The following is a 26211-nucleotide window of genomic DNA, read 5'->3' as shown; positions in this document are numbered from 1 at the left end:
TTCATATATTGAAGACGAAACTGCCAGTTGGTACAAAAAAATAGATGCTGAAGTAGCTTTAAGTTGTTCAACTTACGCATTATTATTTATTTGAGCTTCTTTTAAAGTTCTCTTTTTTCGAGTTATAATTGAAGGGTAGAAAGAGGGGATATATGCTGGAGAATATTTTTGAATTTATATTGAAGTACGTTATAGGTCCTATTCTTAGATTTATAAGATACCTCGTGATAGATATTATAATAGAAGGTGTAATAAACGGTATAAGGAAATTACGTGATAAAATCCGTGATAAGTGGCGAAACTGGCGTGAAAGACGTTATTGGCGGTAATAGATACATAAAAAATTGGCAGTAAAGAGATAGAGGATAAAAAGCCTTAAGGGAGATGATTAATTCATTTCCTCTAAGGCTTTTATAATGAAGTAGCAGCTCATCCGAATTTAGAATCGGTACTCTCATTCCAATTGGTGATGGGATGACAGTTTCTAAAGTGAAGAAATAATTATTATCTTACAAAAGTGTAATGTTCATGTCATGTTTTTGAATTTCTTCTTTAAGCTCTGGGCTTTAAGATAAGAATATAAGAAAAAACATATGAGGTGAAGGAAATGAAAAGATACATTGCACTGTTTAGTATTTTAGTTGTATTCGCAAGTCTGTTAGTTGGTTGTGATATTAACCGTATGGGTAAAGATGAGTACTACGTTCAAATTACAGTAGATGGAAAAGAAGTTCATAGTAAAGCTGATAATGGTCAAAAATTTAAAGATTATGAATATAAGCTAACTGGCTTTGATAAAGACGGTAAAGAGAAAGAATTAGAATTTACTGCACAAAAAAACTTACGTAAAGATGCATTCCTACGTGTATATCATTCAGATAAAAAAGGTGTATCAGCTTGGGAAGAAGTAAAGAAAGATGAGCTTCCTGCGAAAGTGAAAGAAAAATTAAGTGTGAAATAAGACAGAAGAAGGAATTGACGAACAGGGTCAATTCCTTTTTATATTCTCAAAATCCTCTTCTGAAATGACTTTAAATCCATGTCTTTTGAATAAAGCAGTTGTTACCCCGTAACCAGTTTGCTTATTCCCGTTAAATTCTCCAGTGTAAATCGTAGAACTACCACAAGATGGACTACGTTCTTTCAAAATAATATATTCAGGATGTAAACCTTTCATTTGTTCTAGAGCTTTATAAGCGCCATTTACAAATGCTTCTGTGACATCTTCACCGTCTTTTGTCATCACTTTTGCTTTTCCATCCAAAACGTCATCGCCATTCCCGCCAATAATTTCAGCTGAAGGACGAGGCGTTGGCAATCCTCCTAATACTTCAGGGCAAACAAGTAAGGTATCTTCTCTTTGTAATAACGCCTCTATTTTTGAAACGAGATTGTCATTTCCATCATACCGACAAGCGATACCACCTAAACAAGCGCTAATTACGATCATATTTTCATCTCCACTAAAAAAATATTAAATATCACGCCAATTTCTCTTCCTGCTTCTTACCTATAAATGAGGTGATAAAAATGGGAAGCTTATATAGCTTAATGAAACCATATAGTGAATTTCGAAGTAAAGAAGAGTTTAATACATACCAAAAACAAGTTTTGAAGTGCTATCGATTTCAATTGAATAAAACGGATGTTATTATTATTCATTTTTTAGGAAAGTATGCAGTGAATGAGAAACAGAAAACAGTGGGAGTTGCTTGTCCGTTAATGGAGACGATTGCGACGAATATTGGAAAAAGTATTCGTACAGTACGCCGTTCAATTGCAAAATTAGAGGAACTAGGAATTATAAAGCGTGTTGCGACAAAAGAAAGACATAAGCGCGGCGGATATAGTGCGAACTTATATGTATTTCTTACATCTGCAATTGACCGCATGGATGACCGTATGAAACTGTCCGCATGTGAAAGTGAGGATCGTGCAGATGGCTGTAGTAAAAATGAGCAAAAAAGTGAAGGGGAAACAATTCTTTTTAAAAACATTCCACAAATAAAAGAGAATAGAAAAGAAACGTACGAGCTTGATGAGACGTATTGCCGTCACGATATACCGAAGCCTTTTATATACGCACTTGTGCCGATGACGCGTAATCCGAAGAAGATTAATATATTTTGGAGTAAGGTGGAACTTGCATATAAAAAGAGCGGGTTACTAGAGCAAGGTGTTTTACTGGAGCAAATATTAGCGGATGAAGAAGTGTATGGAAACTTCATTTGGCGAGTAAAGAGTGTTGTGAGAGCGTATAAATACGGGGAAATCCGTAAAAATGTGAAGGCGCTTCTATATAGTACAGTGCGGGATCTATTTTTAGAGGTTGGATTAGAATGGGGAGCAGCTGTGAGAAGGAGTAAGGGGATAACGTTATTTAATCCGTTTAAAAAAGAGCCATGCGTATAATACATGACTCCAAGTAGTTAATCAAACTTCCTTACAACTGGAACACGAATCGCTACAAATAGTACGAAGACGATAACGGCGATTGCACCGCTTTTCATAACGGTTACGATTGGAATTCCTATTGCAAGTGCGATTGATGTGAATGCATAAGAGAGTGGGATAAAGCCCATTGATGATAGCATAAGCAAACTCATTACGCGCCCCATCATTTCTTCTTTTACTGTCGATTGAATCATCGCCATAAGCGGAACGATAGCCATTGCGATTGTAATACCGTAAAACATGCCAGCTAATAATGCTTGCCATAGTACAGTGCTAAAGTTGATGGATAAGAAGAATACACCAGACAGTAGCATCATGATAATGCAAAATAGACCGCGTCTACGATTAATATTTTTTAAACCGACAATGACAGCGCCTATTGCCATTCCGCCCCCTACAGATGCTTCTAAGTAACTAAACTGAAGCGAGTCACCGTGCAGAACATTTTTAACGAAAAGCGGGAAACCGACTTGCATCGGACCGATTAAAAATAAGTTTAAAAAGGCACTACAAATAAGGAAGGTTGAAAGGAATGGTGATTCCTTTACATATAAGATTCCTTCTTTAATAGAAGTGAACATGCCTTTGTCTGTATTTTGCTGTTCTGGCATCGTAAATTGTATTTTTTGAACGAGTATGGCTGCGACGATTAGTAATAAAATCGTGATCGAAAAGATCGTTTCATAGTTCGTAAATTTAATAAGAATTCCGCCAAGTACAGGGCCTAGGATGACCGATGCTTGATTTGACATTTGTGTAAGTGAGTTTGCTTGTGTTAAACGGCTTTTTTCTACAAGTTCAGGCAAGATAGATCCATCAGCTGACCAGAAAAAAGCATCAGCAAGCCCGAAGAATAAAGCGAATAAAGCAAATGTATATAGTGTTACATCACCTACGATGAACCATGTAAGGATGGTTGCGACGAGAATAGCACGAATAATATTAGAATAAAACATAATGTTTTTTTTCGGGAATTTATCAGCTACAGCACCGCCGATAATCATAAAAATAAGCCTTGGAACACTAAGAGCTACAAAAACAACACCGAGTGAAGCCTCAAGGTTTAATGTTTTTGCTATGTACCACGTTTGTGAAAAAGTAAAAAAGGCTAAAGCAAAACTTGAAAAAAGAGTAGCTGCCCAAAGAAAAAGGAAATTCGTATTTTTTAATAACGGTTTCGCATTTTCTTTTAAAGCAGATTTATTTTGTTGTAGTTCCTCCATATTGCTTCCTTTCTATGTGACAAATTTAAACTGAAAAACCTGTTAACAATCACTTTATACAGTTTCTAATATTTCTATACTGCACTTTCTCATTGTAGACAATAATGTTGGGTTTGCACAGTGGCTATTTAACGACAAAAAAGAAGATACCAAATGGTATCTTCTTTTTTGTCGTTCAGGCTAATGCAATATAAATATCTAATTGTACGTTGTTTGGATCTGTTGCTTTTTCATCATAAAGCTCAAAGTCTGTTGTAAAAGCACGTTTGTTTTCTTTTGACCATTTCCAAATATATTCCCAAGCCTCACAAACGACTTCAGCAACTGGTCCCTTTCTCGTTGTAAATACCGCATACGTAGCGGCAGGTATTGTTAAAATTGTCATATTTTCAGGAACGTCTTCTAATGAAGAAACGGGCATACCGATTGTAAATTGATATGTACCAGTTTCATCTGATTCGTAATTTGAGTAGAAAGCGAATGTTTCTTTCGTTTGTTGATTTGGGATGTGATGCATCATTTGTTCTTGGAAGTAGCGGTTCCAAAGTTGTGGGATTTTTCCTTCAGTAGATGCCTCTATTTCATTTGTCGTCGTAATCGAAACGCCGATTGCTTGGAAAGCTTCTTTTTTTACTATAATAGGTTCTTTCATTTTAAAATATCCCCCTTATCAAATAGAACGTTTGTTCTTATTTATTGTAACATATTTTGGAAGGATACGGTAGCACAATAACAAAAGAACTCCTTTTACGTAAAAGGAGTTCTTTTCATTTCTATATTAAAACATACTAGAGCTGTGCATCGGTTGAAGTTTTGCATTTGGATCGAAGTAAGCTTTTGCATTGTTTACTGCTGTTGGTGCTTCACCGAAGCCGCAAGCAATGAGTTTTACTTTTCCTTCATATGTACAAATGTCACCAGCAGCATATATGCCAGGAATATTTGTTTCCATTTTCGAGTTCACGAGAATGCTGTTTTTTTGTATATCTAAGCCCCAGTTTTTGATTGGGCCAAGAGAGGAAACGAAGCCGTAGTTTACGATGACATCATCAACATCGATGATAATTTTTTCTTCTGTTTTTACATGCTGAAGAACGACTTGTTCAATGTTGTCATCACCAATGAGTTCTACTGGTATGTACGGTGTGCTTACTTCTGCACGAGAATTCATTAAGCTTTCTACGCTATGTTCATGTGCACGGAACTTATCACGGCGATGAACGATTGTAACTTTTTCAGCGATCGGCTCTAACATCATTGTCCAATCGACAGCTGAGTCGCCGCCGCCAAATACTACGACGCGCTTACCAGCAAATTTATTCATATCATCAACGAAATAATGTAAGTTTTTCTTTTCATACTTTGCTGTATCTTCTAATTCTAAGCGGCGTGGTTGGAAAGCACCATTGCCAGCAGTAATAATAACTGATTTAGAATAGTGAGTTTGCTTATTCGTAACAAGTTTAAATATACCGTCAGCTTGTTTCTCAAGCGTATCAACAGCTTCTTCTAAGCAAACGGTTGGATCAAATTTTTTCATTTGCTCTTTTAAGTTATCAACTAGTTCTTGTGCGCGCACTTTTGGAAATCCAGCTACATCATAAATGTATTTTTCAGGGTAGAGTGCGGATAATTGTCCTCCAAGTTGAGGTAAGCTTTCAATGATTTTTACACTTGCTTGTCTCATACCGCCATAAAATGCTGTGAACAGCCCTGTTGGACCACCACCAATAATTGTTATGTCGTAAACTTTTTGATTTTCTGCCACTTTCATTCCCCCTATAGATGGAATTTTGATATTGATTTCATATATTGTTCATATGTACACGAAAATCCTGCAAATGATGACACTTTCAAATAAATGATAGCATATTTGAGTTCATAATACTTCTGAAAACGACTGAATTGTGTGTAAGTTTTCGCATAGATGCTTTTTTAATTGTATAAAATATGGTGAAAGGAAAATACATGAAAAAAAGGCTGAAAAACCCTTGAAAACGCTATGTTATTTTAAAATATTGATAATTCTCCAGACGCTTGAATTCTGGAATAAAACCGACTAATATAGGGAAGTATTATGTTAAATTTCTATGACAAAATTCGTACGATTTTTTGACTGCGTTTTGTTATGATATAGAATGTGATAAATTCCACATTCTTGACAAATATAGTTTTTAGTACTTGGTATTATTTTTCATTACTATTATATAAAGAAAAGGGTTGTGATTTGGTGAAGACTCCAAAAATCGTAGTTTTAGGTGCAGGTTATGGCGGGATGATTACGACTGTTCGTCTGCAAAAAGCATTATCTGTAAATGAAGCTGAAATTACGTTAGTAAACAACAACAGCTATCACTACCAAGCGACTTGGTTACATGAGAGCGCAGCTGGTACATTACAAGATGAAAAAATCTGTCTAGATATTCAAGACGTTATTGATACAAATAAAGTGAACTTTGTACAAGACACAGTAGTAGAAATTAAAGCTGCTGAAAAACGCATCATCTTAAAAGACGGCGAGCTAGAGTATGACTACTTAGTAATCGGTCTTGGTTTCGAATCAGAAACATTCGGAATTACAGGATTAAAAGAGCATGCATTCTCAATTGCTAACATTAATGCAACTCGTGAAATTCGTGAGCATATGGAAGCTAGTTTCGCTAAATATGCAACTGAAAAGCGCGATGAGTTAGTAACAATCGTTGTTGGTGGTGCTGGATTTACTGGTATCGAGTACGTAGGTGAGCTTGCAAACCGTGTTCCTGAACTTTGCAAAGAGTATAATGTACCACGTGAAAAAGCACGTATCATCTGTGTAGAAGCTGCTCCAACAGCACTTCCAGGTTTCGATCCGGCATTAGTAGAATACGCTGTAAAACAACTTGAGAAAAAAGGTGTAGAATTCCGCATCGGTACAGCAATTAAAGAAGCAACTGAAGAAGGTATTATCGTTGCAAACGGCGATGATACTGAATTAATTAAGTCTGAAACAGTAGTTTGGGCTGCGGGTGTTCGTGGTAACGGTATTGTAGAAGAGTCTGGCTTTGAAGCAATGCGCGGACGTGTGAAAGTTGATGAGTACATGCACGCTCCAGGATACGAAGATGTATTTATGGTTGGTGACGCAGCGTTAATCATTAACGAAGAAATTAATCGTCCATACCCACCAACGGCACAAATCGCAATTCAAGAAGGTTACAACATTGCACACAACTTAACTGTGTTAGTTCGTGGTAAAGGCGAAATGAAAAAATTCGCATTCGACAATAAAGGATCTGTATGTTCTTTAGGTCATGACGATGCAATGGGCGTTGTTATGGGCAAAAAGTTAACAGGTTGGAAAGCTTCCTTCATGAAGAAAGTTATCGATAACCGTTACCTATTCTTATTAGGTGGACCTTTATTAGTTCTTAAAAAAGGTAAATTAAAGTTCTTTTAATATATAATAGAAAAAGCAGAAACGGCTAAGAGCTGTTTCTGCTTTTTTCATTTTAAAAATATAGTATAATATATAAAAAAGAAAGAATATTCTGTCCGTTCTAATAGAGGAGGGTATTACATCATGGAGAAGCGAGGGAAAGTATGGCTAGCTGTTGGTGGCTTAGTAGCTACAAAAGATGGCAGGTGGCTGTTCGTTAAGAAAAAATACAGTGGATTAAAGGGGAAATGGTCTTTGCCGGCTGGTTTTGTAAATGAAGGTGAGACGGTTGATGAAGCTGTGAAACGTGAAGTGTTAGAAGAGACAGGTATCGTCGCTCATGTGAAGGGGATCATTGGTGTTCGATCGGGCGTGATTCGCAATGAGATTAGTGATAATATGATTATTTTCCTTTTGGAGCCTGAAGGAGAAAACATTATTGTACAGGAGAAGGAATTGTCTGAAGTAGCATTTTTACATCCAGATACGATTGCGGACGATCCAAATACGTCTCTACTTATCAAATATTTGTTTGAAGGAAGATCAGAACTACATCTTGAGATGAACAAAACATTAGATCCAGGAGAGCAATTTGGTTATACAGCCTATCATGTATTTACGGTGCATGCGAAGGAGAGGGAGAAAGAGTGAGTATACCAGTACTACTTATTTCAATGATGTTATTTTTCATTTTGTTTTTTGGAATTGGATTTTTACTCAACATGATATTGCGAGCGACATGGGTAATGGTTATTGTATATCCGATTGTTTGTATACTTATTATTAATAAGGCGAGTGTGTGGGATTATTTTTCAAAGCCGAAAGAAACATTCTCTTCATTTGGGACAAGTGTATCGCATTTAGGGCAGGCAGATGTGTTTATTCTATCTACTGGATTAGTAGGTGCTGCTTTAGCCGGAATTGTCATTAAGAAACTGCGGAAAAGCGGATATCAAATGTTTTAATCTCCAATTCATTTGGGGATTATTTTTTTGCATATTCCTTCATCGTATAGGGAATGATTAACGATGAAGGAGTGTGGAATATAAAAATGTTAAAACGATATTGTATTCGCATTATGATGACTTGTTTACTTGTATCCGCATTATGCGTAACATGGAATGCTTTCACAGGAGTTTCTTTATTAGAGATTGTAAAGAAATATGAGGGAACGAGTGCAAAAGAAGTACATGCAGCAGAAGTTAAGAGAAATGTTGCTCCGAGTAAAGAAGTGATAAATGCTTTAGAGCAGGCAAACGACTGGTCTAAATATCGTTCAATTGAAATGACTGCAACAGGTTATACGTCGGGAATTGAGTCAACTGGTAAGAGACCGGGACATCCGGAGTATGGTATTACATATTCAGGAGTTAAGGTGAAAAGGGATTTATATTCCACAATCGCTGCGGACTTACGCGTATTCCCAATTGGAACGATTCTATTCGTACCAGGTTATGGGTACGGTGTAGTAGCTGATAAGGGCGGTGCAATAAAAGGAAACCGTCTTGATCTGTATTATGATACGGTGAAAGATGTTTATAGCCAATGGGGTAAGAAAAAAGTGAATGTGTATGTAGTGAAAGTCGGAAATGGTAAGTTTTCAGAAGAAGAGTTAACGATGTTAAATCAAGACGAAACGATGCAAGTGTTTCGTGGTCAATATTTAAAACAAAGATAGTCTAGTGGTAATTACGCTAGACTTTTTATTTTATAAATAGAAGAAATATGGATTATATAGGATGTAACAGAAGTTAGAATTGTCGCATTTTATCGAAAATAAAGTTATAATAAAGGCAGAGTAGAGAAATTTAGGGGGTCTGAACATGTTTCAAGTACAAAAAGAATTAGCAAGCCATGAAGCGGTAATCGTTGCCTTATTTGAAGAAGAGAAAACGAGTGGTTTTGTACAAGAACTGGACAAAGCTTTTGAAGGACAATTACAAGTTTTATTAGAAGAGAAAGAACTTTCTACTAAGAAGAAAGCTATTTCAAAAGTACATAGTTTAGGAAAAACAAATGTGAAACGTTATTATTTCGTTGGTTTAGGTAAGAAAGAATCTTATACGACGGAAACGTTACGTGCTGCTCTTGGTAAGGCGTTTAAAACGTTACAAGCAGCAAAAGTACAAGATACAGCAATCTTGCTTGATTCTTTCGTAACGGAGAAATTAGATGCGATTGATGTAGCTCATATTGCAGCAGAAGTACAAGGTCTTGGTACATATGAGTTACAAACGTATAAATCAGATAAAAAGGATCGTGTAGAGTTAGAGAAGTTCACGGCTATTACAGCGGAAGATGCACAGGAAATTGAAGCTGCATTAACAGTTGGCTACGTGCATGGACGCGCAACAAATTCGGCTCGTACACTTGTAAATATGCCACCAAACGTATTAACAGCGACGAAGCTTGCTGAGTATGCTGTTGAGTTAGCGGAAAAGTATGATATGGATTATAAAGTTCTTGAGAAAGAAGAGATGGAAGATCTTGGTATGGGTGCGTTACTTGCAGTAAACCAAGGTAGTACAGAGCCGCCAAAAATGATTGTTCTTATTTATAAAGGAAAAGAAGAGTGGACAGATGTCATTGGATTTGTTGGAAAAGGAATCACATACGATACAGGTGGTTATTCTTTAAAACCACGTGAAGGCATGGTCGGTATGAAAGGTGATATGGGCGGTGCTGCTGCTGTATTAGGTGCGATGGAAATTATCGGTGAACTTCGCCCAGAGCAAAATGTGATCGCTGTTATTCCATCAACTGATAACGTTGTAAGTGGTACAGCATTTAAGCCAGACGATGTAATTACATCTATGAGCGGAAAAACAATTGAAGTATTAAATACAGATGCAGAAGGTCGCCTTGCGTTAGCGGACGGTATTACGTATGCGAAAAAACTAGGTGCAAACTACCTTATTGATGTTGCGACATTAACAGGCGGTGTAATTGTTGCACTTGGAAATCATACGACAGGCGCAATGACAAACAATGAAGAGTTGTTTGAGCAAGTGCTAGAAGCTTCTATGGAAACGGATGAATCAATTTGGCAATTACCGATTTTTGATCGTGATAAAGAACGCGTTCGAAACAGTAAGTTTGCTGATTTAAATAACTCACCAGGCCGTGAAGGACATGCGGTTATGGCAGGTACATTCCTAGGTGAATTTGCTGAAGATACACCTTGGGTACACTTAGACATCGCTGGAACATCTGAAACGTCAGGAGCGCATGATTTAGGGCCAGCTGGAGCAACAGGTGCAATGGTACGTACACTTGCAACGTTTGTTGAAAGGTTTAGTGATGGAGAATAAGCAAAAAGATAAAGGTGAATGGTTGTTACAATTTATAAGCAATCATAAATGAAATAATAGCAAAGAAGATAATTGCATTGTTATTACTATGAGAAGTAAGTTTTTGATAACTGAATATTTTTATGAAGATTTTCCATATAAATTATTATTTTGTTTTAAACATTTATCCTGTAGTTTGATCCAAAGAAAATGACCTCCAAATGAATCGTAGATTCGTTCGAAGGTCATTTTTTAATAGTTTATTGATTATATCCGACAATTTTATTTGTATCGATATCGACGTACACTTCAACGTTTTTGGGATAGGACGAATCAGATGGGAAATGCACGAGGTAGACACTTCTCCCTTCATATTCTTCATTAAATTGATGGCTATTATGTTTATGCAATATTGTTTTGATCATTGTTGCATTTTCCCAATCACCGATAATATATTGCTTTTCTTGATTGGATAGTTGATTCCAAACTGCCTTTTTTATGCCTTTTTCTGTTTCTTGATTTTGATAGGAAATGTCTTTCGAATTATTCGTATCGATGCAACCTGTAAAAGTGAAGCATACGAAGAGTATTATAATAAATTGCTGTAATATGTTCTTCATGGCTAGCATATCGCCTCCCTGTTCCCATACACTTCAATTAGCAGAAAGAAAATTCCTGCTATGCGAGGAAATATAAGTGTATTATATGTTTCATAATGAAAATGTATATAAGGTTCCATCTAAGGCAAATGAGGTTATACCAGTTTCCTCAGATACAACAAAAATAAGTGCATCACTGACTTCAGAGAGTCCAATTGCTGCGCGGTGACGTGTTCCTAACTTTCGGTTGGATGTCAAAGCTTGTTGCGATAAGGGTAGTATATTTGCTGCTGATATAATATGGTTATTATTTACAAGAACAGCACCGTCATGAAGTGAGTTTCCAGGGTAAAAAATAGATTCTAGTAACGGAACTGTTAAATGAGCCTGAATTTCTATACCAGATTGGATATATGCTTCTAATGATTTTTCTCTTTCTATAATAATAAGAGCTCCATGGCGTTTTTGAGATAATTGCCTGATTGCAGTTAATAGTTGGATATAGCAATCTGTATATGGTGATAAATATGTTTTGAGATAGTAAGAAGCGGTTGTTGATTGAATTTGTAATAGTAATTTATGTATATCTTCGACTTTACATAAAAGGCATTTATCATTGTTCTCTAATGTGTTTTGCATATCTTGAAGTGCAAGGGAAATATCTTTGATAATCTCTTGGATATGTTGTTGTATTTCTGGTTTAAGCGCCCATTCTTGCATTGTACCTCACCTTATTCGAGAATATATTTATGTATAGCTTTTCAATTTATACAAAAAGTATTCATAAGGGGTGCTGTTTTATACATTTAATGTAAAAGTTTTTGTGAGTATTAAATATAGTATTGAGGAAAATATCATTTTCACCATATAATTAAATTGTGTTTGATTGAGAGGAGAGAATTTAAAATGGAATGGAAAAAAGAATATGAACGCTGGAATACATTTGCTAGTTTGGATATAGAGTTAAAACAAGAGTTAGAGGAAATGAAACAAGATGTAAAGAAAATTGAAGACAGTTTCTACAAAAATTTAGAATTTGGTACAGGCGGTATGCGTGGTGAACTTGGTGCTGGAACAAACCGTTTGAACGTATATACAGTACGTAAGGCGACAGAAGGTTTAGCTCAATTTATTGAGAAACAAGGAGAGGAAGCAAAAGCACGTGGTGTTGTTGTTGCGTATGATTCTCGTCATAAATCTCCAGAGTTTGCAATGGAAGTAGCTGCAACACTTGGTGCCCACGGTATCACAACATATGTGTTTGAAAGCTTACGCCCAACGCCAGTGCTTTCTTTCGCAGTTCGTCATTTACATACAGTAAGTGGAATCGTTCTTACGGCAAGCCATAATCCGCCTGAATATAACGGGTATAAAGTATACGGTGAAGATGGTGGACAATTGCCTCCAAAAGAAGCTGATGAGTTAATTAGCTATGTAAATGCAGTAGAAGATGAGTTAACAGTTGAAGTAGCTGACGTGGAGCAATTAAAAGCTAATGGTTTATTACATATTATTGGACAAGAAGTAGATGATGCATATGCAGCAGAATTGAACAATGTCATTATTAATAAAGAAATGGTGCAAAAGGTTGGTAAGGACTTAAAGATCGTCTTTACACCATTACACGGAACATCAAATATTTCTGTACGCCGTGGTTTAGAAGAAGTTGGATTTACAGATGTAACGGTTGTAAAAGAACAAGAGTTACCAGATCCAAACTTCTCTACAGTGAAATCACCGAATCCAGAAGAGCACGCAGCGTTTGAGTATGCAATTCGTGACGGTGAAAAAATTGGCGCAGATGTGTTAATCGCAACTGATCCTGATGCAGACCGTTTAGGAGTAGCAGTTCGCAATCATGATGGTGAGTTCCAAGTGTTAACTGGTAACCAAACAGGTGCATTAATGCTTGATTACTTACTATCTCAAAAGAAAGAAAACGGAACGCTTCCAGAGAACGGTGTTGTATTAAAAACAATCGTAACGTCTGAAATTGGTCGCACAATTGCGAAAGCGTACGGTTTAGATACAGTTGATACGTTAACTGGATTTAAATTTATTGGCGAGAAAATTAAGCAGTATGAAGAAAGCGGACAATATGAATTCCAATTCGGTTACGAGGAAAGTTATGGTTATTTAATTAAGCCATTCTGTCGTGATAAAGATGCTGTTCAATCTGTTTTATTCGCATGTGAGGTTGCTGCATATTATAAGGCGCAAGGAAAGACATTGTATGATGGATTGCTTGAAGTGTTTGAAAAACATGGTTATTTCCGTGAGGGGCTTGTGTCATTGACCTTAAAAGGAAAAGATGGCGCAGAACAAATTCAAAACTTGATGACAACATTCCGTGAAAATTGTCCTGTAGAAGTAGCTGGTTTAAAAGTTACAATTGCTGAAGATTATAAAGCAAGCTTGAGAACAAAAATTATAGGGGATGGAACAGAGGAAATACATTTACCAAAATCAAATGTGTTAAAGTATTACCTTGAGGATGGTTCTTGGTTCTGTTTACGTCCGTCTGGGACAGAACCTAAAATCAAATTTTATTTTGGGGTACAGGGAAGTACGCTACAACATAGTGAAGAAAAGCTTGAAAGTATAAAGAATGATATTATGAACCGAGTTCAATAATATATTAAAAAGCATGAGCATTAGGTGCTCATGCTTTTTTTTTTGGAAACTTGGAGTAAATGTTTCTTGTTCGAATTTTTATTAACGTTGGGTTTTATTGTCATAAATTGGATTTGATCGATAAATGCATTTAATTAAGTTCAGAATGAAATTTTGGATCAATTATGTTAAAATTTGTTTCGTGTGTATATAAACTAAAAATGGCAATTTGTAAAAAAGTGATGATATAACTATCAATTTAAAAAAAAGAGAGTTGAGTGTATGAAAGCATCAATAAAGCATTATATATTTTTACATGTTGCCTTTTTTTTATACTCTATCATAATGGTGTATATGAAATGGGCGGCAAACTTTTCAGTTGGATCAATTTCTTTTTTTATTGCCTACATGATTCTTGTAATTCTTTTATTTGGATACGCAATTATTTGGCAGCAAGTTATTAAACCATTTGAAATATCTAAAGCGTATTCACATCGGGGAGTCATTATTTTATGGGGACTATTATGGTCGGTGGTGTTCTTCGGTGATACAATAAAATGGAATAACTTGGTTGGTGCAGTCATTATTATTATAGGGATTGTCGTGGTGGTAAAAGATGAATAAATTTGTGTTGCTTTACATTTTTGGAGTTGTTTTAGCAAACTATTCGCAAATTTTATTAAAGAAGGCAACATTATCGAATTATGATACAAAGTGGAAAGAATATGTAAATCGCTACGTAATTGTAGGATATTCTTTATTTGTAATTAACGCTGGATTAAATGTAATTGCCTTGAAAGGTGTTCCATTAAAACAAGCGCCTGTTATTGAATCGCTTAGTTATATTTTTATTTTAATATTCAGTTGGTATTTTCTTGGTGAAAAGATAACTAAAAGGAAGATAGTCGGAAATCTGATTATTATTATAGGCATTATTGTGTTTTGCATTCAGTAAAAGTCATTTTTCGTGCATCTACTGTATGCCGATATTTAGAAAATAATATAATCGAGGTGTTTGTAGCATGATAGGAAGAAAAAAGATATTTTTATCTTTTTTTATAGTTTTTTGTGCAGTTTTATATGTGTTTTTGACGGGACCTATACACACTGTAAATAAGAGTCTTGTTTATAGCAAATATAAGATGATTGATTTAGCGCAAGGTGAAGAAGTGCGTCAAGAGATTCATTTTGCAGGTGAAAATCCAAAGCATTTGCTGTTACCTCTTACAAGTGAAAGTTATCATAAAAACGCTGTGTTAGAGTATGAGCTCTCGGCTAAAGGGAAAATCGTGAGTAAAGAAAGAGTCGATTTAAAAACATGGGGCGGAGAAAACTATATTAAGGATCCTCATTTTAAGAGCAGTATTATAATTCCTATTGAAAAAGACATAAATAAAGATGCTGTCTTGAAAGTAAAAATAGTAGAAGCTGAAAATGGCGAAAAAGTTACTATTCGTACAGGGGCATCGTTGTCTCCAGATGGAAAATTGACTGTTAATGGTAAAGAAGAAAGTGGACAAGCGATAGGTGCAAAGGTAGCATACGATCAGCTTGATTGGTTTAAGGTTGGAAAAGCAGTTGTTACTGCATTAGCTACTTTATTAGCTTTATTCCTTATTGGTAATAACACAGTTAAAAATTTTGTTGTTGTTACCGGAATAATGGGGGTTATGTTCAGTTTCAATAATCCACTCTTTGAGGCAACTGATGAAAACTTCCATTTTGCAAAAGCGTATGATATTAGCTTAGGTAATCTTCTCTCTACAAAACAGGGAGATAAAGTGGGCGTTAACTTACCAGAGAATATTGATGATATGCCACGCCCGAATCAATTTGAAACAACTTATGGGTTATTGGCAAATGGCGAAAGATACGATAGGGCTAAGAGTGATATTTGGGATACGTATACATTTGCAGATAAAACGAATTTTGTAGAGCAACCCACAACAGCTGTTTATACACCAATTCCTTATATTCCACAAGCTCTTGGCTTAATTATTGCTAATCTATTGGGGCTAAAAGCTTTTAGTGCGCTAATGTTAGGAAGGATTTTTAATTTAGCTGTGTATATTGCTTTGAGTGCTCTTGCGATAAAAATTATTCCAAGGTTGAAAAATACGTTAGCATTTTTAGCGGCATTTCCATTGTTTGTATCATTGGGTGCGTCGTTTTCAGCAGATGCAATGCTGATGGGGTTAAATTACCTGTTTATTGCTGTAATGTTGCAGAAGCTTATGCGTTCTGAAAAGAATACGTTAGGAATTAAAGATTTTATTATTCCAATTGTTTTATTAATCTTAATAGTATTATGTAAATTTACGTATTGGCCGTTATCATTCTTGATTTTTGCGTTTATTGGAAGGGATTTATTCCGTACAAAAATGCAAGGTGTTATGTCATTTTTATTACTGGCAGGAATACCAGGTTTGATAATGAGTTCTTGGAACCTATTCGTAATGAAATTTGTGGGAACTATTAATCCAAATGAAAAAATTAATCCTGTTGGTCAATTGAAGTTTATACTAGAGCATCCAGTTGAAGTAATGAAAGCTTTCTTTGGAACATTTGAAAGTGGAATGAGCATGTGGATGAACATGCTAAATCAAGTTGGATGGGTAACTCATTTAATGAGTGGTATTGTGCTTATTAGTATGATAGGACTTGTAATGACAGCCATTTTTGATTATAGCGAAGATGGATTTAAATTACGTAACTTCGATTATGCAGTCTTTATACTCACAATTGTAAGTGTAGTTGGACTAGTTATGTTAAGCTTATATTTAACATGGTCTGAAGTTGGTGCAGATTTCATTAGTGGTTTACAAGGAAGATATTTCTTACCTGTCATTCCAATTGTATTGTTCATATTTAATGAAAGAATGAATGTGAAACAACACTCAGAGTTAACAGCGCAACGCTCAGCCAGATTAGCATGTTGTATGCTATTGTATGCAAATGTGTTTATGCTAGGATATTTTTATTAAAATTAGTGGAGTGAGGGATTCCAATTGTTAAAAAAGAAGCTGATTATTATTCCTGCTTACAATGAATCAACGAACTTAATACACGTTGTAGAGGATATAGAGAAGAATGCTCCAGATTTTGATTATGTTATTATCAATGATTGCTCAAAAGATGATACAGAGCAAATATGTAAAGATAATAATTTTAATTATGTAAGTTTACCGATCAATTTAGGAATTGGTGGAGGCATGCAGACTGGTTATAAGTATGCTCAGCGCCATGGATATGATGTTGCGGTACAATTTGATGGTGATGGACAACATGATGCGGCCTATTTAGGAGCCCTTCTTAAAGAAATGGAAGATACGGGAGCAGATATGGTTATTGGCTCACGTTTTATTAATAAAGAAGGATTCCAGTCTTCATTTACTAGAAGAGTTGGGATTCGTTTCTTTGAAAAATTAATCAAAATTGTATCTGGAAAGAGAATAACGGATGCGACTTCTGGATTTAGAATGGTAAATCGTAAAATTATTAATGAATTTTGTGAGTACTATCCAAAAGACTATCCAGAGCCGGAAAGTATTGTTGCTGTAATTAGAAACAATTATGAAGTAAAAGAAGTTCCAGTACTTATGCGAGAAAGAATGGGTGGGACATCTTCAATAGTAAATTACAAAGCCATTTACTATATGATTAAAGTAACACTTGCGATTACAATTGATCGATTAAAACCTAAAAGAAAGGAGAATGCTTCGTGACAATTCGCCTTCAAATATTAATTATTTTAGGAGTTATAGTAGGATTAATTATTTTTACAAACTTAGTCCGTAAAGAAAAATTGGAATTGAAATATGTATTAACATGGTATGGAGTGTTAATCGGTATTTTAATGATTGGGATTTTCCCAAAATCAATTGATGTGGTTTCATATTTATTGGGAGTTGCTACACCGATAAATGCGCTATTCTTTTTTGGATTCCTTTTTGTAACATGTGTTTTATTTTTCTTAACTGTTGTAGTTTCGAGATCTTCCATTCGAATTAAAGAATTGACGCAAGTTATAGCTATTTATCAGCATGAAAATGAAAAAATGAAGCGAAAATTATTAACTCATAAAGAAAAAGAAGAAAAACAGAAAGTAACTGTATAATTAAATAGGTTGTATAAGCGAAGCAGAAATATACTGGATTTCTGCTTTTCTTATGTCACCTCCTTTATGGGTATCATAATAATGTTTTGGAGGAGAAGAAATGTTAAATATAAAAATAAGTGAGAAAATGTTTAAGGTTATCTCCTTAATATGTTTGTTAGGGGCAATTGGGTACTCGCTAGGATATCAAGTCCTATGGCCACTTTATAAAGAGCCTGCAATGTTAGGGTGGATGTTTGATGATTTTCATTTCTTTTACTATGCATTTCATACAATTTGGAATGATAATGCTATAAGCATGATGTATGATTTGGACCATCAAATGGAGACATTTCGTCAACTATATGGTGAAACAAAAGGTGCACTAGGATACTATATGTATCCACCACAGTTTGCTGTGTTTCTTTCGTGGTTCGCAGCATTTCCTTATGAAAAAGCACGCCTTTTATGGACCATGTTCAACAGCATATTATTCATATTAGGTGTATGTTTCGTAATACAAGCTGCGTATAAAGGAAGAGCAAAAGGGGTAAAGTATCTCTTGTTTTCTGCGGCTATTATTATTTATCCAGTATTTGCTGATTTTTATTGGGGACAATCCAATCGTTTAATCTTCTTTTTATTATGTTTAACATATTATTTTTATCAATCTAAACATAGGTGGTTGGCAGGGATTCCGATTGTTTTTGCTACTAGCTTTAAATTACTACCGGGTATTTTTCTTGTATACTTCCTATATAAGAAAGAGTGGAAGGTGTTTTTAAGCGCTGTGATTACAACGATTGTTACATCAGGGATTACCATTGCTATAGTTGGATGGAATGTAGCTTGGGAATATGTAACAAAAGATTTGTTTGTTGTAAATGAAATTAATGAAATGCATGGTGGAGCACCTTGGGATAGCTCATTTAAAGGAGTATTAAAGACATATTTCCCACACGATTCAATGAGTATAACTCACCTTGTGTATGTCGTAATACTATTAGCAATTACATTTCTAGTTATTAGAAAATGTAAAAAAGACAGCTCGTTGGAGTTTGTCCTTGTTACAGCGCTTATGCTGTTATTCTCACCTGTTGTTGAAGTACATTATCCTGTATTAATGATCATTGTAATCGTATATGTACTTTCACATATATTTAACAATTCATTAATAGAAGAATTCGTAGATGGTAATGTAATGTATAACATTAGTTTAGATGCAAAAAGTGTATGGCATGTAGTTGTTACGGCGGTTTCAATCAATATTTTGATGGATTCACCAGAAGGAATGAGTTACTTCATAGCCATGTTATTCCTGTTTTATGTATTATTAGGTCGTTACTATATTCAAAATAAAAAATAGGGTTTAGTAAAAGTTTACGTATAATTTGAAATTGTTATGGTGAAAAAATTAATTTATGTAATTTTAAAGATATATATTTACTTGGCCGTTCACATGTTTATTAACATGCACTTATTTAGCTTTTTTGCAAAAGGAAATAAGTCCATATTTGTCAGATTCGCTACGCTTTTTAGGACCAATTGTACGAAGGATACAGTAAAAAAAGGGGCTCATGAGTAGAGAATAAGGAGAAGCACATGAGAGATTAATAAGTAACCTTGACGAATAAAGAGACAATCATGTAGAATTTGTACGAAGTGTCTTTTGCAGTTAGTGAAGAAGTTAACATGTAAAAAACTTTAGTTTAATAAGAAAATTGATAGATATATAGTATAAAAGTTATACTCATTTGGATAAGAATGTATCCCATAAATATGGTTTGATAAGGGAAAAATAATAAAAATAACTACTGCTTGGACAAATATGAATATATACCAAAGATGAGAGAAAGAGGTTATAAGCATGAAAAAAGTAAGAAAAGCTATTATTCCTGCAGCTGGTCTTGGGACACGTTTTTTACCAGCTACAAAGGCACAGCCTAAAGAAATGTTACCAATTGTTGATAAACCAACAATCCAATATATCGTAGAAGAAGCTGTAGCGGCTGGTATTGAAGATATCATTATCGTTACAGGAAAAGGAAAACGTGCGATTGAAGATCATTTCGACAATGCATTTGAATTAGAGCAAAACTTATTAGAGAAGAAAAAATATGATTTACTTGAAAAAGTACAAGCATCTTCGAAAATGGTAGATATTCACTATATTCGTCAAAAAGAACCACAAGGTTTAGGACATGCAGTATGGTGTGCTCGTAAGTTCATCGGCGATGAGCCATTTGCTGTTCTTCTTGGTGATGATATTGTACAAGCTGAAAAACCTTGTTTAAAACAGCTTATCGATGAGTATGAGCATACACTTTCATCTGTGATCGGTGTGCAAACTGTTCCAGAAAATGAAACGCATCGCTATGGTATTATTGACCCATTAGAAAAAGAGGGTCGCCGTTATCAAGTGAAGCAATTTGTTGAAAAACCGGCTCTAGGTGAGGCACCTTCAAACTTAGCAATTATGGGGCGCTATGTGTTAACACCAGAAATATTCCGTTTCTTAGAAGAGCAGCATATTGGTGCTGGCGGTGAAATTCAATTAACAGATGCAATCCAAAAGCTAAACGAAATCCAACGTGTGTTTGCATACGATTTTGAAGGAAAGCGTTATGATGTTGGAGAGAAGTTAGGCTTTATTCAAACAACAATCGAAATGGCGTTACAACATGAAGAGTTAAAAGATGATTTATTAGCAATCATGGAAGAAATTGTGAACGGACAAAAAAATACTGTGAAAAATTAACTTATTTATAAATATGTGAGGTTAGACATAGTGAATTGGAGAAAGAGGTATTCTAAGATAAACATCCAGTTTACTATGTCTAATCTGTGCTTATAAGATGTTCTTTATGAGCAGGCTTGAAAAAGAAAGGAGCACCTTTTTTGAAGACTATTACTATATTGGTACCGGCATATAATGAAGAAGAGGTATTAGATCAATTATATAGTCGTTTAACAGGGGTATTTCAAGGCATTCCAAATTATAACTTTGAAATTTTGTTTGTTAACGATGGAAGTAAAGATCGTACGTTAGATATTATTAAGGAATTTAGAGTGAATGATAAGCGTATTTCGTACGTAGACTTATCACGAAATTTTGGGAAAGAAACAGCAATGATTGCGGGTCTGGATCATGCAATTGGAGATGCAGTAATTATCATTGATGCTGATTTACAAGATCCACCAGAATTAATCCCTGAAATGATTAAGTACTGGGAACAAGGGTATGATGATATTTATGCAAAACGACGCTCTCGTTCAGGTGAATCATGGGCGAAGAAATGGACAGCTGGTAAATTTTACAGCTTGCTAAAGAAAACAACAAGAATTCCGATCCAAGAAAATACAGGGGATTTTCGATTATTAGACCGTCGTTGTGTTGAGGCATTAAAGAAAATTCGTGAAACGCAGCGTTATACAAAAGGGATGTTTAGCTGGATTGGTTATAATAAGAAAGAAATTTTATTCGATCGTGACCCTCGTGCTGCAGGTGAAACAAAGTGGAACTATTTCAAATTAATGGATCTTGCTATTGAAGGAATTACATCCTTTACAACAGCGCCATTGCGCCTTGCATCGTTCATGGGATTTACTGTTTCATTCTTAGCTTTTATCTATATGATTTGGATTATTATTAAGACGCTAATGTATGGTGAGTCAGTAAGTGGATATCCATCTATGATGACAGCTATTCTATTTATCGGTGGTGTACAGTTAATTTCCATCGGTATTATTGGGGAATATTTAGGACGTATCTTCAATGAAACAAAACAACGTCCGCTATATTTTGTAGATGAATATAATGATGATAAAGTAACGAATATCGATGGCGATCAAAACATGGCGAAATTATACAGCGTAGAAGATCGTAAAGTAAAATCAAATCACTAGGGGATTAGAAGTGTGAATAATAAAGCGAAAGAAATCTTTAACTATTTACTTTTCGGTGGTTTAACGACGTTAATCAACATTGTGACGTATTTTATTTGTGCAACGTTAATTGGAATGGATTACAAAATAGCAACAACAATTGCTTGGATTGTATCGGTACTGTTTGCGTATATTACAAATAAGAAGTATGTATTTAACAGTCAACAAACAAGTTTTGCTCACGTAGTAAAAGAGTTTGTCTACTTTATGGGATTCCGTATTGTATCGTATTTCATTGATATCGCATCCATGATTGTTTTAATTGAATGGCTAGGTATGAATGATTTAGTAGCAAAAATTATTGCAAACGTTATTGTTGTGGTTGTTAATTATTTTGCGAGTAAATATATTATTTTTAAAAAGAAGACCGATATAGAAAACGGTCAAAATATATAAAAAACAATGGCTTGGCTCTATGCCGGCTATTGTTTTTTATACATAGAATTTGGTAATAAATGATTAATGAAGAATGATATGGAGGAGTATAATGCAAGCTCTGTTAGATTTGTTTAAGAAAAGGAAGTTTTTATATACTTTTGCTTTTTTACTTCCTTTTTCTATTTATGGTGTAGTTTTTATTTTACTGGGTGTTGCACCGTTTGGAGAAAAATCAATCCTTGTAACGGACTTACACACACAATATGTGCAGTTTTACACGTATTTATATGATGTGTTTAAAAATGGCAAAAGTATATTTTATAGTTGGGAAGGTGGAATGGGGTTAAACTTCATTGGAGTATTTGCTTATTATTTAGCTAGTCCTTTTTCACTACTCATTGTCCTGTTTGATCGTTCGCATATTCCAGAAGCGATTATGTTAATGACGTTATTAAAAACAGGATTAGCTGGTTTTACAATGACATATTATTTAAGTCATATGATGAAGCGTCGTGAAATTGCTATTACGCTATTCTCAACTTTTTATGCCTTAATGTCATTTGTAACAGTATATTCTTTCTGTGTAATGTGGTTAGATGCCATTTATTTACTACCCCTTATTATGTTAGGTATTGAAAAGCTAGTTACAGAAAAAAAATGGGTGTTATTCACATTTAGTTTAGCACTTACATTTATTACGAATTTTTATATTTCCTTTATGGTAGGGATTTTTACATTTATCTACTTTGTAGCACGTTATTGTGTGCTTTACGATATTCGAAATATAAAATTATTAATGCAAAGGTTCGTATGGTTCTGTCTTGGAACAGGATTGGCAGGTGGAATGTCTGCATTTATTACGCTACCAACATACATGGATTTAAAGAGCAACTTTGTTGAACGTACTAAGATTCCATTCTCTACAGCATTTAATTTTGATCCGTTTGATTTTTATGCACGATTCTTTAATGGCGTAATTGATACGACAGTAAATGGAATGCCAAACGTTTATGCAGGTGTTTTAACTGTATTACTCATTCCATTATTCTTTATTACAAAAAGAATTTCATTGAAAGAAAAGATTGTATATGGAAGCGTACTGTTATTCCTAATCCTTTCTTTTGAAATTCCGTTTTTAAATATCGCTTGGCATGGTTTTGAGCCACCAACGAATTTCCCGTATCGTTATTCATTTACATTCTCCTTTGTACTCATTTATGTAGCAGTTCGAACGTTTATGGTATTCGAAGAAGAATTAATACCAGCTTTAAAAAAGGTTGTATTGTTTAATATATTTATGCTGCTATTATTAGGAAAAGTTGCACCAAGTTATATGCAGTCAAATAAGATTGTAATTAATGCCTTTTTAATCATTATGTATGCATTATTGTTATTTGGAAAAGTTCGCTTGCGAAAAAATAAAGCGATTATCTCTTTGGCTTTATTCGCTATAGTGGGGCTAGATGTAGCAGCTAATACAGTATACATGGTTAAGTTAATGGGTTATGAATACGGATATATTAATCGTCAAGAATATGCTTCGCCGTATCCAAAATATGAAGAGACCATTCAGAAAGTAGCCGAACAGGACAAGGGGCTTTATCGCATGGAAACGACAAGAGGTGTTACATGGAATGATGCGCTACGTTTTGGATATAAGGGCGTAACACACTTCAATTCTGTGGCAAATGGTCACTTGAATTTATACATGCAAGATTTAGGTTATGGGTATCTAGAGGCATTAATTTTACAAAATGGTAAAGGGATTCTCTCTACTGATGCCTTGTTTGGTGTAAAATATATGATTTCTGATCAACCTTTAAGTAAATACGGATGGTCTGAAATCGATCATGTTGGAAGCAATTATGTATATGAGAATAAAAATGCGCTTTCGTTCGGATACATGGTAAATAAAGATGAATTTGATGTTAAAGGAAAAGATAAGTTGAAAGTACAAAGAATCAACTATACAAATTCCTTTGAGAAGCAAAACGAATTGATTGGTAAATTAGATGGGCAACAAGTTAGTTATTACCAACCGTTAAATCCACTTTCTGTAGAATATAATAATTTAGCAGTTGTAGAAACGAGAGAGAAAACGAAAAAAGATCTACAGGCTGAAACTGAAAAAATAGCTCAAACAAATCAAAAGCCAATCGAATTGGTTAAACAGCAGGATGGACAAAAAGCAAGTATTAAATATACATTTGATGTAAAAGGTAAGCAACAATTGTATACAAAATTACGTGTGGAACCAACTGATATTACAAAAGTATATGTAAATGGAAAATCACTTGGTAAAAAATTCACTGAATATCCTCGTTACTATTGGAACAATGGTATTTTAGATTTAGGATATTTTGATAATGAAAAAGTCGAGGTTGAAGTTGAAGTCAAAGGAAGTAGTCATTACGTTGAGTTGGAACAACAACTATTTTATGGACTTGATGTAGAAGCATTTGATAAGCGAGTAAATGTACTGAAACAACAGTCATTTGATGTAAAGAATTACACAAGTCGTACGGTATCAGGAAAAATTGATGTGAAGGAAGATAACTATTTATTCCTATCTATTCCATATGATAAAGGATGGAAGGCAACAGTTGATGGTAAAGAAGCTAAGTTACTTAAATTAAATGATGCATTCCTTGGATTAGATTTAGAAAAAGGAACGCATACAATCGAATTAAAGTATACTTCCCCAGGATTTGTAATGGGAGCAGTTGTTTCGTTTATTACTTTTGTTATCACATTACTAGGCGCTTTTATTGTATCAAGGAAACAGAAAAAAATATAATAAAAAAGGACTACTGATTATTTCAGTAGTCCTTTTTTATTATATATACATCCCGTAATGAGGAAGAAATACATCATGAAGACGGCATTTTCTAATATGTTATAAAAGGCACTTCCTATAATAGCACCAGCAACTAAACATAAGATAATGGGACTAAATATTGAATTTCTTCTTAGTTTCCAGAAAGTACTTAAAATTCCATATGCAAATATCGAACATAAAATGACTCCAATAAGTCCTGTTTCTGCTAGAATTTGGATGTATTGGTTGTCAGAATAAAAATTCCATGTAATATTGTACGATTTATAAATTGGTGACGAGTATGTTTGAGTAGCTGCGTCACCAAATGTACCGAAACCATAGCCGGTAATTGGTTTGTCACGGAAGATTTCTAATGCTTTCTGTACATAATATATTCGACCATCTTGCTTACTTAATTCTAATGTGTCCTCTGAGAGTGCTTCTGAAAAGCGTTTTGCACCTAGAGAATCTCCTTCTAAATAGTTTGTCATGAGAGAGATTCCAGTAGCGCATATAAATGAGATGGTTAGTATAGGGATTAATGCTTTCCAATACGGTATATTAAGATGGATAATGATATAAAGCACTCCAAAGGTTATTAACGTTAAAAATGCTCCGCGTGAATAGGTTAACCATAAAGTTGTCGCGATAATTGTTAGTCCTACATAGAGTGTGTACTTCATTCGTATGGAAGCATTTTTTAATAAATATAAAGAAGTAAGAAATGCAATCGTTAAATAAAGTGCAAGTTCATTTGGGCCACCAGCCATACCATATATACGAATTTTATTAGTAGGAGCTAGATCAAGATTTTTCCATACCTCTGGTAGTAACATACTACGAAGAGAAATTTTTTCAATTAAACCTTGAATAGAAATGATAATTGCAGCCACAAAAGTTACTTTTGCAAACAATATGAAATCATCTCGGGTGAACGACAATCGAGAGACGATATAGAATACAAAATAGTATAGTAGAAGGGTATGTAACTGCATGATTATTGCTACTAAAGATACATTGTTAATTAATCCTACAATCGCTCCGAATAAGCAAAATAGGAAATATGCGATTTCAAAGTAATGAAATGTAAAAAGTTTTGAAACTGTATTTCGATATTGAAAAATGATTTTGCATAATAGAGCGAGAATAATGAAAATCCCAATAAATTTAAACCCTGCATTGTAAGCAGATAAAAAGGGGCGCATTGGAATAAATAATAGTAAATAAGCAATACCGAGCTTTTCATCTCGAAATGCAGTTATTGCTAACAGTGCGGAAATGAATAGCCCGGTATAAGTTGCTGAAAATATTAATCCTACTATAATAAGGAAAATACTTAAAGTAATATAGTGAAATCGATTTAGCTGAATCATAATA

25 protein-coding genes are annotated in these 26211 nt (G+C 34.5%); 18 read left to right on the top strand and 7 right to left on the bottom strand.

The window, feature by feature from the left end; translation table 11 throughout:
- Positions 1 to 607 precede the first annotated feature (607 nt).
- Entirely contained in the window at positions 608 to 961 is a 354-nt protein-coding gene (locus JDS82_RS14685; RefSeq protein WP_000833130.1) for a YxeA family protein, read from the top strand.
- A gap of 27 nt (positions 962 to 988) precedes the next feature.
- On the opposite strand, the gene JDS82_RS14680 is transcribed toward JDS82_RS14685, so the two are convergent.
- Entirely contained in the window at positions 989 to 1450 is a 462-nt protein-coding gene (locus tag JDS82_RS14680) for a 2-thiouracil desulfurase family protein (RefSeq protein ID WP_064460054.1), read from the bottom strand.
- Between the two features lie 80 nt (positions 1451 to 1530).
- On the opposite strand from JDS82_RS14680, the gene JDS82_RS14675 reads away from it, so the two are divergent.
- Complete coding sequence (locus JDS82_RS14675) at positions 1531 to 2412, top strand: helix-turn-helix domain-containing protein (protein ID WP_151035613.1); 882 nt, start codon at positions 1531 to 1533, stop codon at positions 2410 to 2412.
- A 17-nt stretch (positions 2413 to 2429) separates the two neighbouring features.
- Here the strand turns inward: JDS82_RS14675 and JDS82_RS14670 are convergent, their stop codons facing one another.
- The 3 genes from JDS82_RS14670 to JDS82_RS14660 all read right to left on the bottom strand — a co-directional run bounded on the left by JDS82_RS14670 (position 2430) and on the right by JDS82_RS14660 (position 5445).
- A complete protein-coding gene (locus JDS82_RS14670) occupies positions 2430 to 3677 on the bottom strand; it encodes an MFS transporter (protein ID WP_046959971.1) in 1248 nt (415 codons plus the stop codon).
- A gap of 175 nt (positions 3678 to 3852) precedes the next feature.
- Positions 3853 to 4329 (bottom strand): GyrI-like domain-containing protein, encoded by a 477-nt coding sequence (locus JDS82_RS14665; RefSeq protein ID WP_000662566.1) that lies wholly within the window; start codon positions 4327 to 4329, stop codon positions 3853 to 3855.
- 126 nt (positions 4330 to 4455) lie between these two features.
- Positions 4456 to 5445 (bottom strand): NAD(P)/FAD-dependent oxidoreductase, encoded by a 990-nt coding sequence (locus JDS82_RS14660; protein WP_000829777.1) that lies wholly within the window; start codon positions 5443 to 5445, stop codon positions 4456 to 4458.
- A 462-nt stretch (positions 5446 to 5907) separates the two neighbouring features.
- Between JDS82_RS14660 and JDS82_RS14655 the strand changes: the two genes are divergently transcribed.
- From JDS82_RS14655 to pepA, 5 genes are all read left to right on the top strand, one after another.
- Entirely contained in the window at positions 5908 to 7116 is a 1209-nt protein-coding gene (locus JDS82_RS14655) for an NAD(P)/FAD-dependent oxidoreductase (protein WP_000856605.1), read from the top strand.
- Positions 7117 to 7239: 123 nt separating this feature from the next.
- Positions 7240 to 7746: an NUDIX hydrolase gene (locus JDS82_RS14650; protein WP_075312416.1), complete on the top strand. Its 507-nt coding sequence runs from the start codon at positions 7240 to 7242 to the stop codon at positions 7744 to 7746.
- Positions 7743 to 8060, top strand: coding sequence for a YuiB family protein (locus JDS82_RS14645; RefSeq protein ID WP_000027007.1), 318 nt, complete (start codon positions 7743 to 7745; stop codon positions 8058 to 8060). Before JDS82_RS14650 ends, JDS82_RS14645 begins: the two co-directional genes overlap by 4 nt.
- 86 nt (positions 8061 to 8146) lie before the next feature.
- Complete coding sequence (locus JDS82_RS14640) at positions 8147 to 8773, top strand: 3D domain-containing protein (protein WP_000920109.1); 627 nt, start codon at positions 8147 to 8149, stop codon at positions 8771 to 8773.
- Positions 8774 to 8918: 145 nt separating this feature from the next.
- A complete protein-coding gene (pepA, locus tag JDS82_RS14635) occupies positions 8919 to 10406 on the top strand; it encodes a cytosol aminopeptidase (protein WP_199713503.1) in 1488 nt (495 codons plus the stop codon).
- A gap of 239 nt (positions 10407 to 10645) precedes the next feature.
- Here pepA and JDS82_RS14630 read toward each other — a convergent pair whose 3' ends face one another.
- Together JDS82_RS14630 and cdaS are read right to left on the bottom strand one after the other, a co-directional pair.
- Positions 10646 to 11005: a hypothetical protein gene (locus JDS82_RS14630; RefSeq protein WP_223261370.1), complete on the bottom strand. Its 360-nt coding sequence runs from the start codon at positions 11003 to 11005 to the stop codon at positions 10646 to 10648.
- 90 nt (positions 11006 to 11095) lie between these two features.
- Positions 11096 to 11704: a sporulation-specific diadenylate cyclase CdaS gene (gene cdaS / locus JDS82_RS14625; RefSeq protein WP_064460051.1), complete on the bottom strand. Its 609-nt coding sequence runs from the start codon at positions 11702 to 11704 to the stop codon at positions 11096 to 11098.
- 186 nt (positions 11705 to 11890) lie between these two features.
- On the opposite strand from cdaS, the gene JDS82_RS14620 reads away from it, so the two are divergent.
- The 11 genes from JDS82_RS14620 to JDS82_RS14570 all read left to right on the top strand — a co-directional run bounded on the left by JDS82_RS14620 (position 11891) and on the right by JDS82_RS14570 (position 24813).
- Positions 11891 to 13618 carry a phospho-sugar mutase gene (locus tag JDS82_RS14620; protein ID WP_199713502.1) on the top strand — a complete coding sequence of 576 codons (1728 nt, stop codon included), beginning with the start codon at positions 11891 to 11893 and terminating at the stop codon, positions 13616 to 13618.
- A 261-nt stretch (positions 13619 to 13879) separates the two neighbouring features.
- Positions 13880 to 14221: a hypothetical protein gene (locus JDS82_RS14615; RefSeq protein WP_097856977.1), complete on the top strand. Its 342-nt coding sequence runs from the start codon at positions 13880 to 13882 to the stop codon at positions 14219 to 14221.
- Complete coding sequence (locus JDS82_RS14610; RefSeq protein WP_060488153.1) at positions 14214 to 14552, top strand: EamA family transporter; 339 nt, start codon at positions 14214 to 14216, stop codon at positions 14550 to 14552. The genes JDS82_RS14615 and JDS82_RS14610 overlap by 8 nt, the downstream gene beginning before the upstream one ends.
- Positions 14553 to 14619: 67 nt before the next feature.
- Complete coding sequence (locus JDS82_RS14605) at positions 14620 to 16581, top strand: DUF2142 domain-containing protein (RefSeq protein ID WP_046959966.1); 1962 nt, start codon at positions 14620 to 14622, stop codon at positions 16579 to 16581.
- Positions 16582 to 16605: 24 nt separating this feature from the next.
- Positions 16606 to 17322, top strand: a complete 717-nt coding sequence (locus JDS82_RS14600) for a glycosyltransferase family 2 protein (protein WP_046959965.1) — start codon at positions 16606 to 16608, stop codon at positions 17320 to 17322.
- Positions 17319 to 17714: a DUF2304 family protein gene (locus tag JDS82_RS14595; protein WP_199713501.1), complete on the top strand. Its 396-nt coding sequence runs from the start codon at positions 17319 to 17321 to the stop codon at positions 17712 to 17714. The genes JDS82_RS14600 and JDS82_RS14595 overlap by 4 nt, the downstream gene beginning before the upstream one ends.
- Before the next feature lie 100 nt (positions 17715 to 17814).
- Complete coding sequence (locus JDS82_RS14590) at positions 17815 to 19059, top strand: glycosyltransferase family 87 protein (RefSeq protein ID WP_199713500.1); 1245 nt, start codon at positions 17815 to 17817, stop codon at positions 19057 to 19059.
- Positions 19060 to 19560: 501 nt separating this feature from the next.
- Positions 19561 to 20451, top strand: coding sequence for a UTP--glucose-1-phosphate uridylyltransferase GalU (gene galU / locus JDS82_RS14585; RefSeq protein ID WP_000757825.1), 891 nt, complete (start codon positions 19561 to 19563; stop codon positions 20449 to 20451).
- A 140-nt stretch (positions 20452 to 20591) separates the two neighbouring features.
- A complete protein-coding gene (locus JDS82_RS14580; RefSeq protein WP_000849659.1) occupies positions 20592 to 21599 on the top strand; it encodes a glycosyltransferase family 2 protein in 1008 nt (335 codons plus the stop codon).
- Between the two features lie 12 nt (positions 21600 to 21611).
- Complete coding sequence (locus tag JDS82_RS14575; protein WP_001060121.1) at positions 21612 to 22034, top strand: GtrA family protein; 423 nt, start codon at positions 21612 to 21614, stop codon at positions 22032 to 22034.
- Between the two features lie 91 nt (positions 22035 to 22125).
- Positions 22126 to 24813, top strand: coding sequence for a YfhO family protein (locus JDS82_RS14570; RefSeq protein ID WP_064460049.1), 2688 nt, complete (start codon positions 22126 to 22128; stop codon positions 24811 to 24813).
- A gap of 17 nt (positions 24814 to 24830) precedes the next feature.
- On the opposite strand, the gene JDS82_RS14565 is transcribed toward JDS82_RS14570, so the two are convergent.
- On the bottom strand, positions 24831 to 26207 hold the full coding sequence (locus JDS82_RS14565) for an O-antigen ligase family protein (protein WP_000615475.1): 1377 nt from the start codon (positions 26205 to 26207) through the stop codon (positions 24831 to 24833).
- Positions 26208 to 26211: the final 4 nt, after the last annotated feature.

Origin of the sequence: Bacillus cereus group sp. N14 (assembly GCF_016483555.1) — a bacterium.
GTDB classification, from domain to species: domain Bacteria; phylum Bacillota; class Bacilli; order Bacillales; family Bacillaceae_G; genus Bacillus_A; species Bacillus_A wiedmannii.
This window is presented reverse-complemented; position numbering and strand designations above follow the sequence as displayed.

Bases quoted from the DNA above. Each gene is read 5' to 3' on its own strand.
- JDS82_RS14570 (WP_064460049.1), top strand. From the start codon at position 22,126: ATGCAAGCTCTGTTAGATTTGTTTAAGAAAAGGAAGTTTTTATATACT.
- JDS82_RS14680 (WP_064460054.1), bottom strand. From the start codon at position 1,450: ATGATCGTAATTAGCGCTTGTTTAGGTGGTATCGCTTGTCGGTATGAT.
- galU (WP_000757825.1), top strand. From the start codon at position 19,561: ATGAAAAAAGTAAGAAAAGCTATTATTCCTGCAGCTGGTCTTGGGACA.
- pepA (WP_199713503.1), top strand. From the start codon at position 8,919: ATGTTTCAAGTACAAAAAGAATTAGCAAGCCATGAAGCGGTAATCGTT.
- JDS82_RS14685 (WP_000833130.1), top strand. From the start codon at position 608: ATGAAAAGATACATTGCACTGTTTAGTATTTTAGTTGTATTCGCAAGT.
- JDS82_RS14615 (WP_097856977.1), top strand. From the start codon at position 13,880: ATGAAAGCATCAATAAAGCATTATATATTTTTACATGTTGCCTTTTTT.
- JDS82_RS14675 (WP_151035613.1), top strand. From the start codon at position 1,531: ATGGGAAGCTTATATAGCTTAATGAAACCATATAGTGAATTTCGAAGT.
- JDS82_RS14590 (WP_199713500.1), top strand. From the start codon at position 17,815: ATGTTAAATATAAAAATAAGTGAGAAAATGTTTAAGGTTATCTCCTTA.
- JDS82_RS14640 (WP_000920109.1), top strand. From the start codon at position 8,147: ATGTTAAAACGATATTGTATTCGCATTATGATGACTTGTTTACTTGTA.
- JDS82_RS14565 (WP_000615475.1), bottom strand. From the start codon at position 26,207: ATGATTCAGCTAAATCGATTTCACTATATTACTTTAAGTATTTTCCTT.
- JDS82_RS14610 (WP_060488153.1), top strand. From the start codon at position 14,214: ATGAATAAATTTGTGTTGCTTTACATTTTTGGAGTTGTTTTAGCAAAC.
- JDS82_RS14630 (WP_223261370.1), bottom strand. From the start codon at position 11,005: ATGAAGAACATATTACAGCAATTTATTATAATACTCTTCGTATGCTTC.
- cdaS (WP_064460051.1), bottom strand. From the start codon at position 11,704: ATGCAAGAATGGGCGCTTAAACCAGAAATACAACAACATATCCAAGAG.
- JDS82_RS14620 (WP_199713502.1), top strand. From the start codon at position 11,891: ATGGAATGGAAAAAAGAATATGAACGCTGGAATACATTTGCTAGTTTG.
- JDS82_RS14665 (WP_000662566.1), bottom strand. From the start codon at position 4,329: ATGAAAGAACCTATTATAGTAAAAAAAGAAGCTTTCCAAGCAATCGGC.
- JDS82_RS14650 (WP_075312416.1), top strand. From the start codon at position 7,240: ATGGAGAAGCGAGGGAAAGTATGGCTAGCTGTTGGTGGCTTAGTAGCT.
- JDS82_RS14605 (WP_046959966.1), top strand. From the start codon at position 14,620: ATGATAGGAAGAAAAAAGATATTTTTATCTTTTTTTATAGTTTTTTGT.
- JDS82_RS14670 (WP_046959971.1), bottom strand. From the start codon at position 3,677: ATGGAGGAACTACAACAAAATAAATCTGCTTTAAAAGAAAATGCGAAA.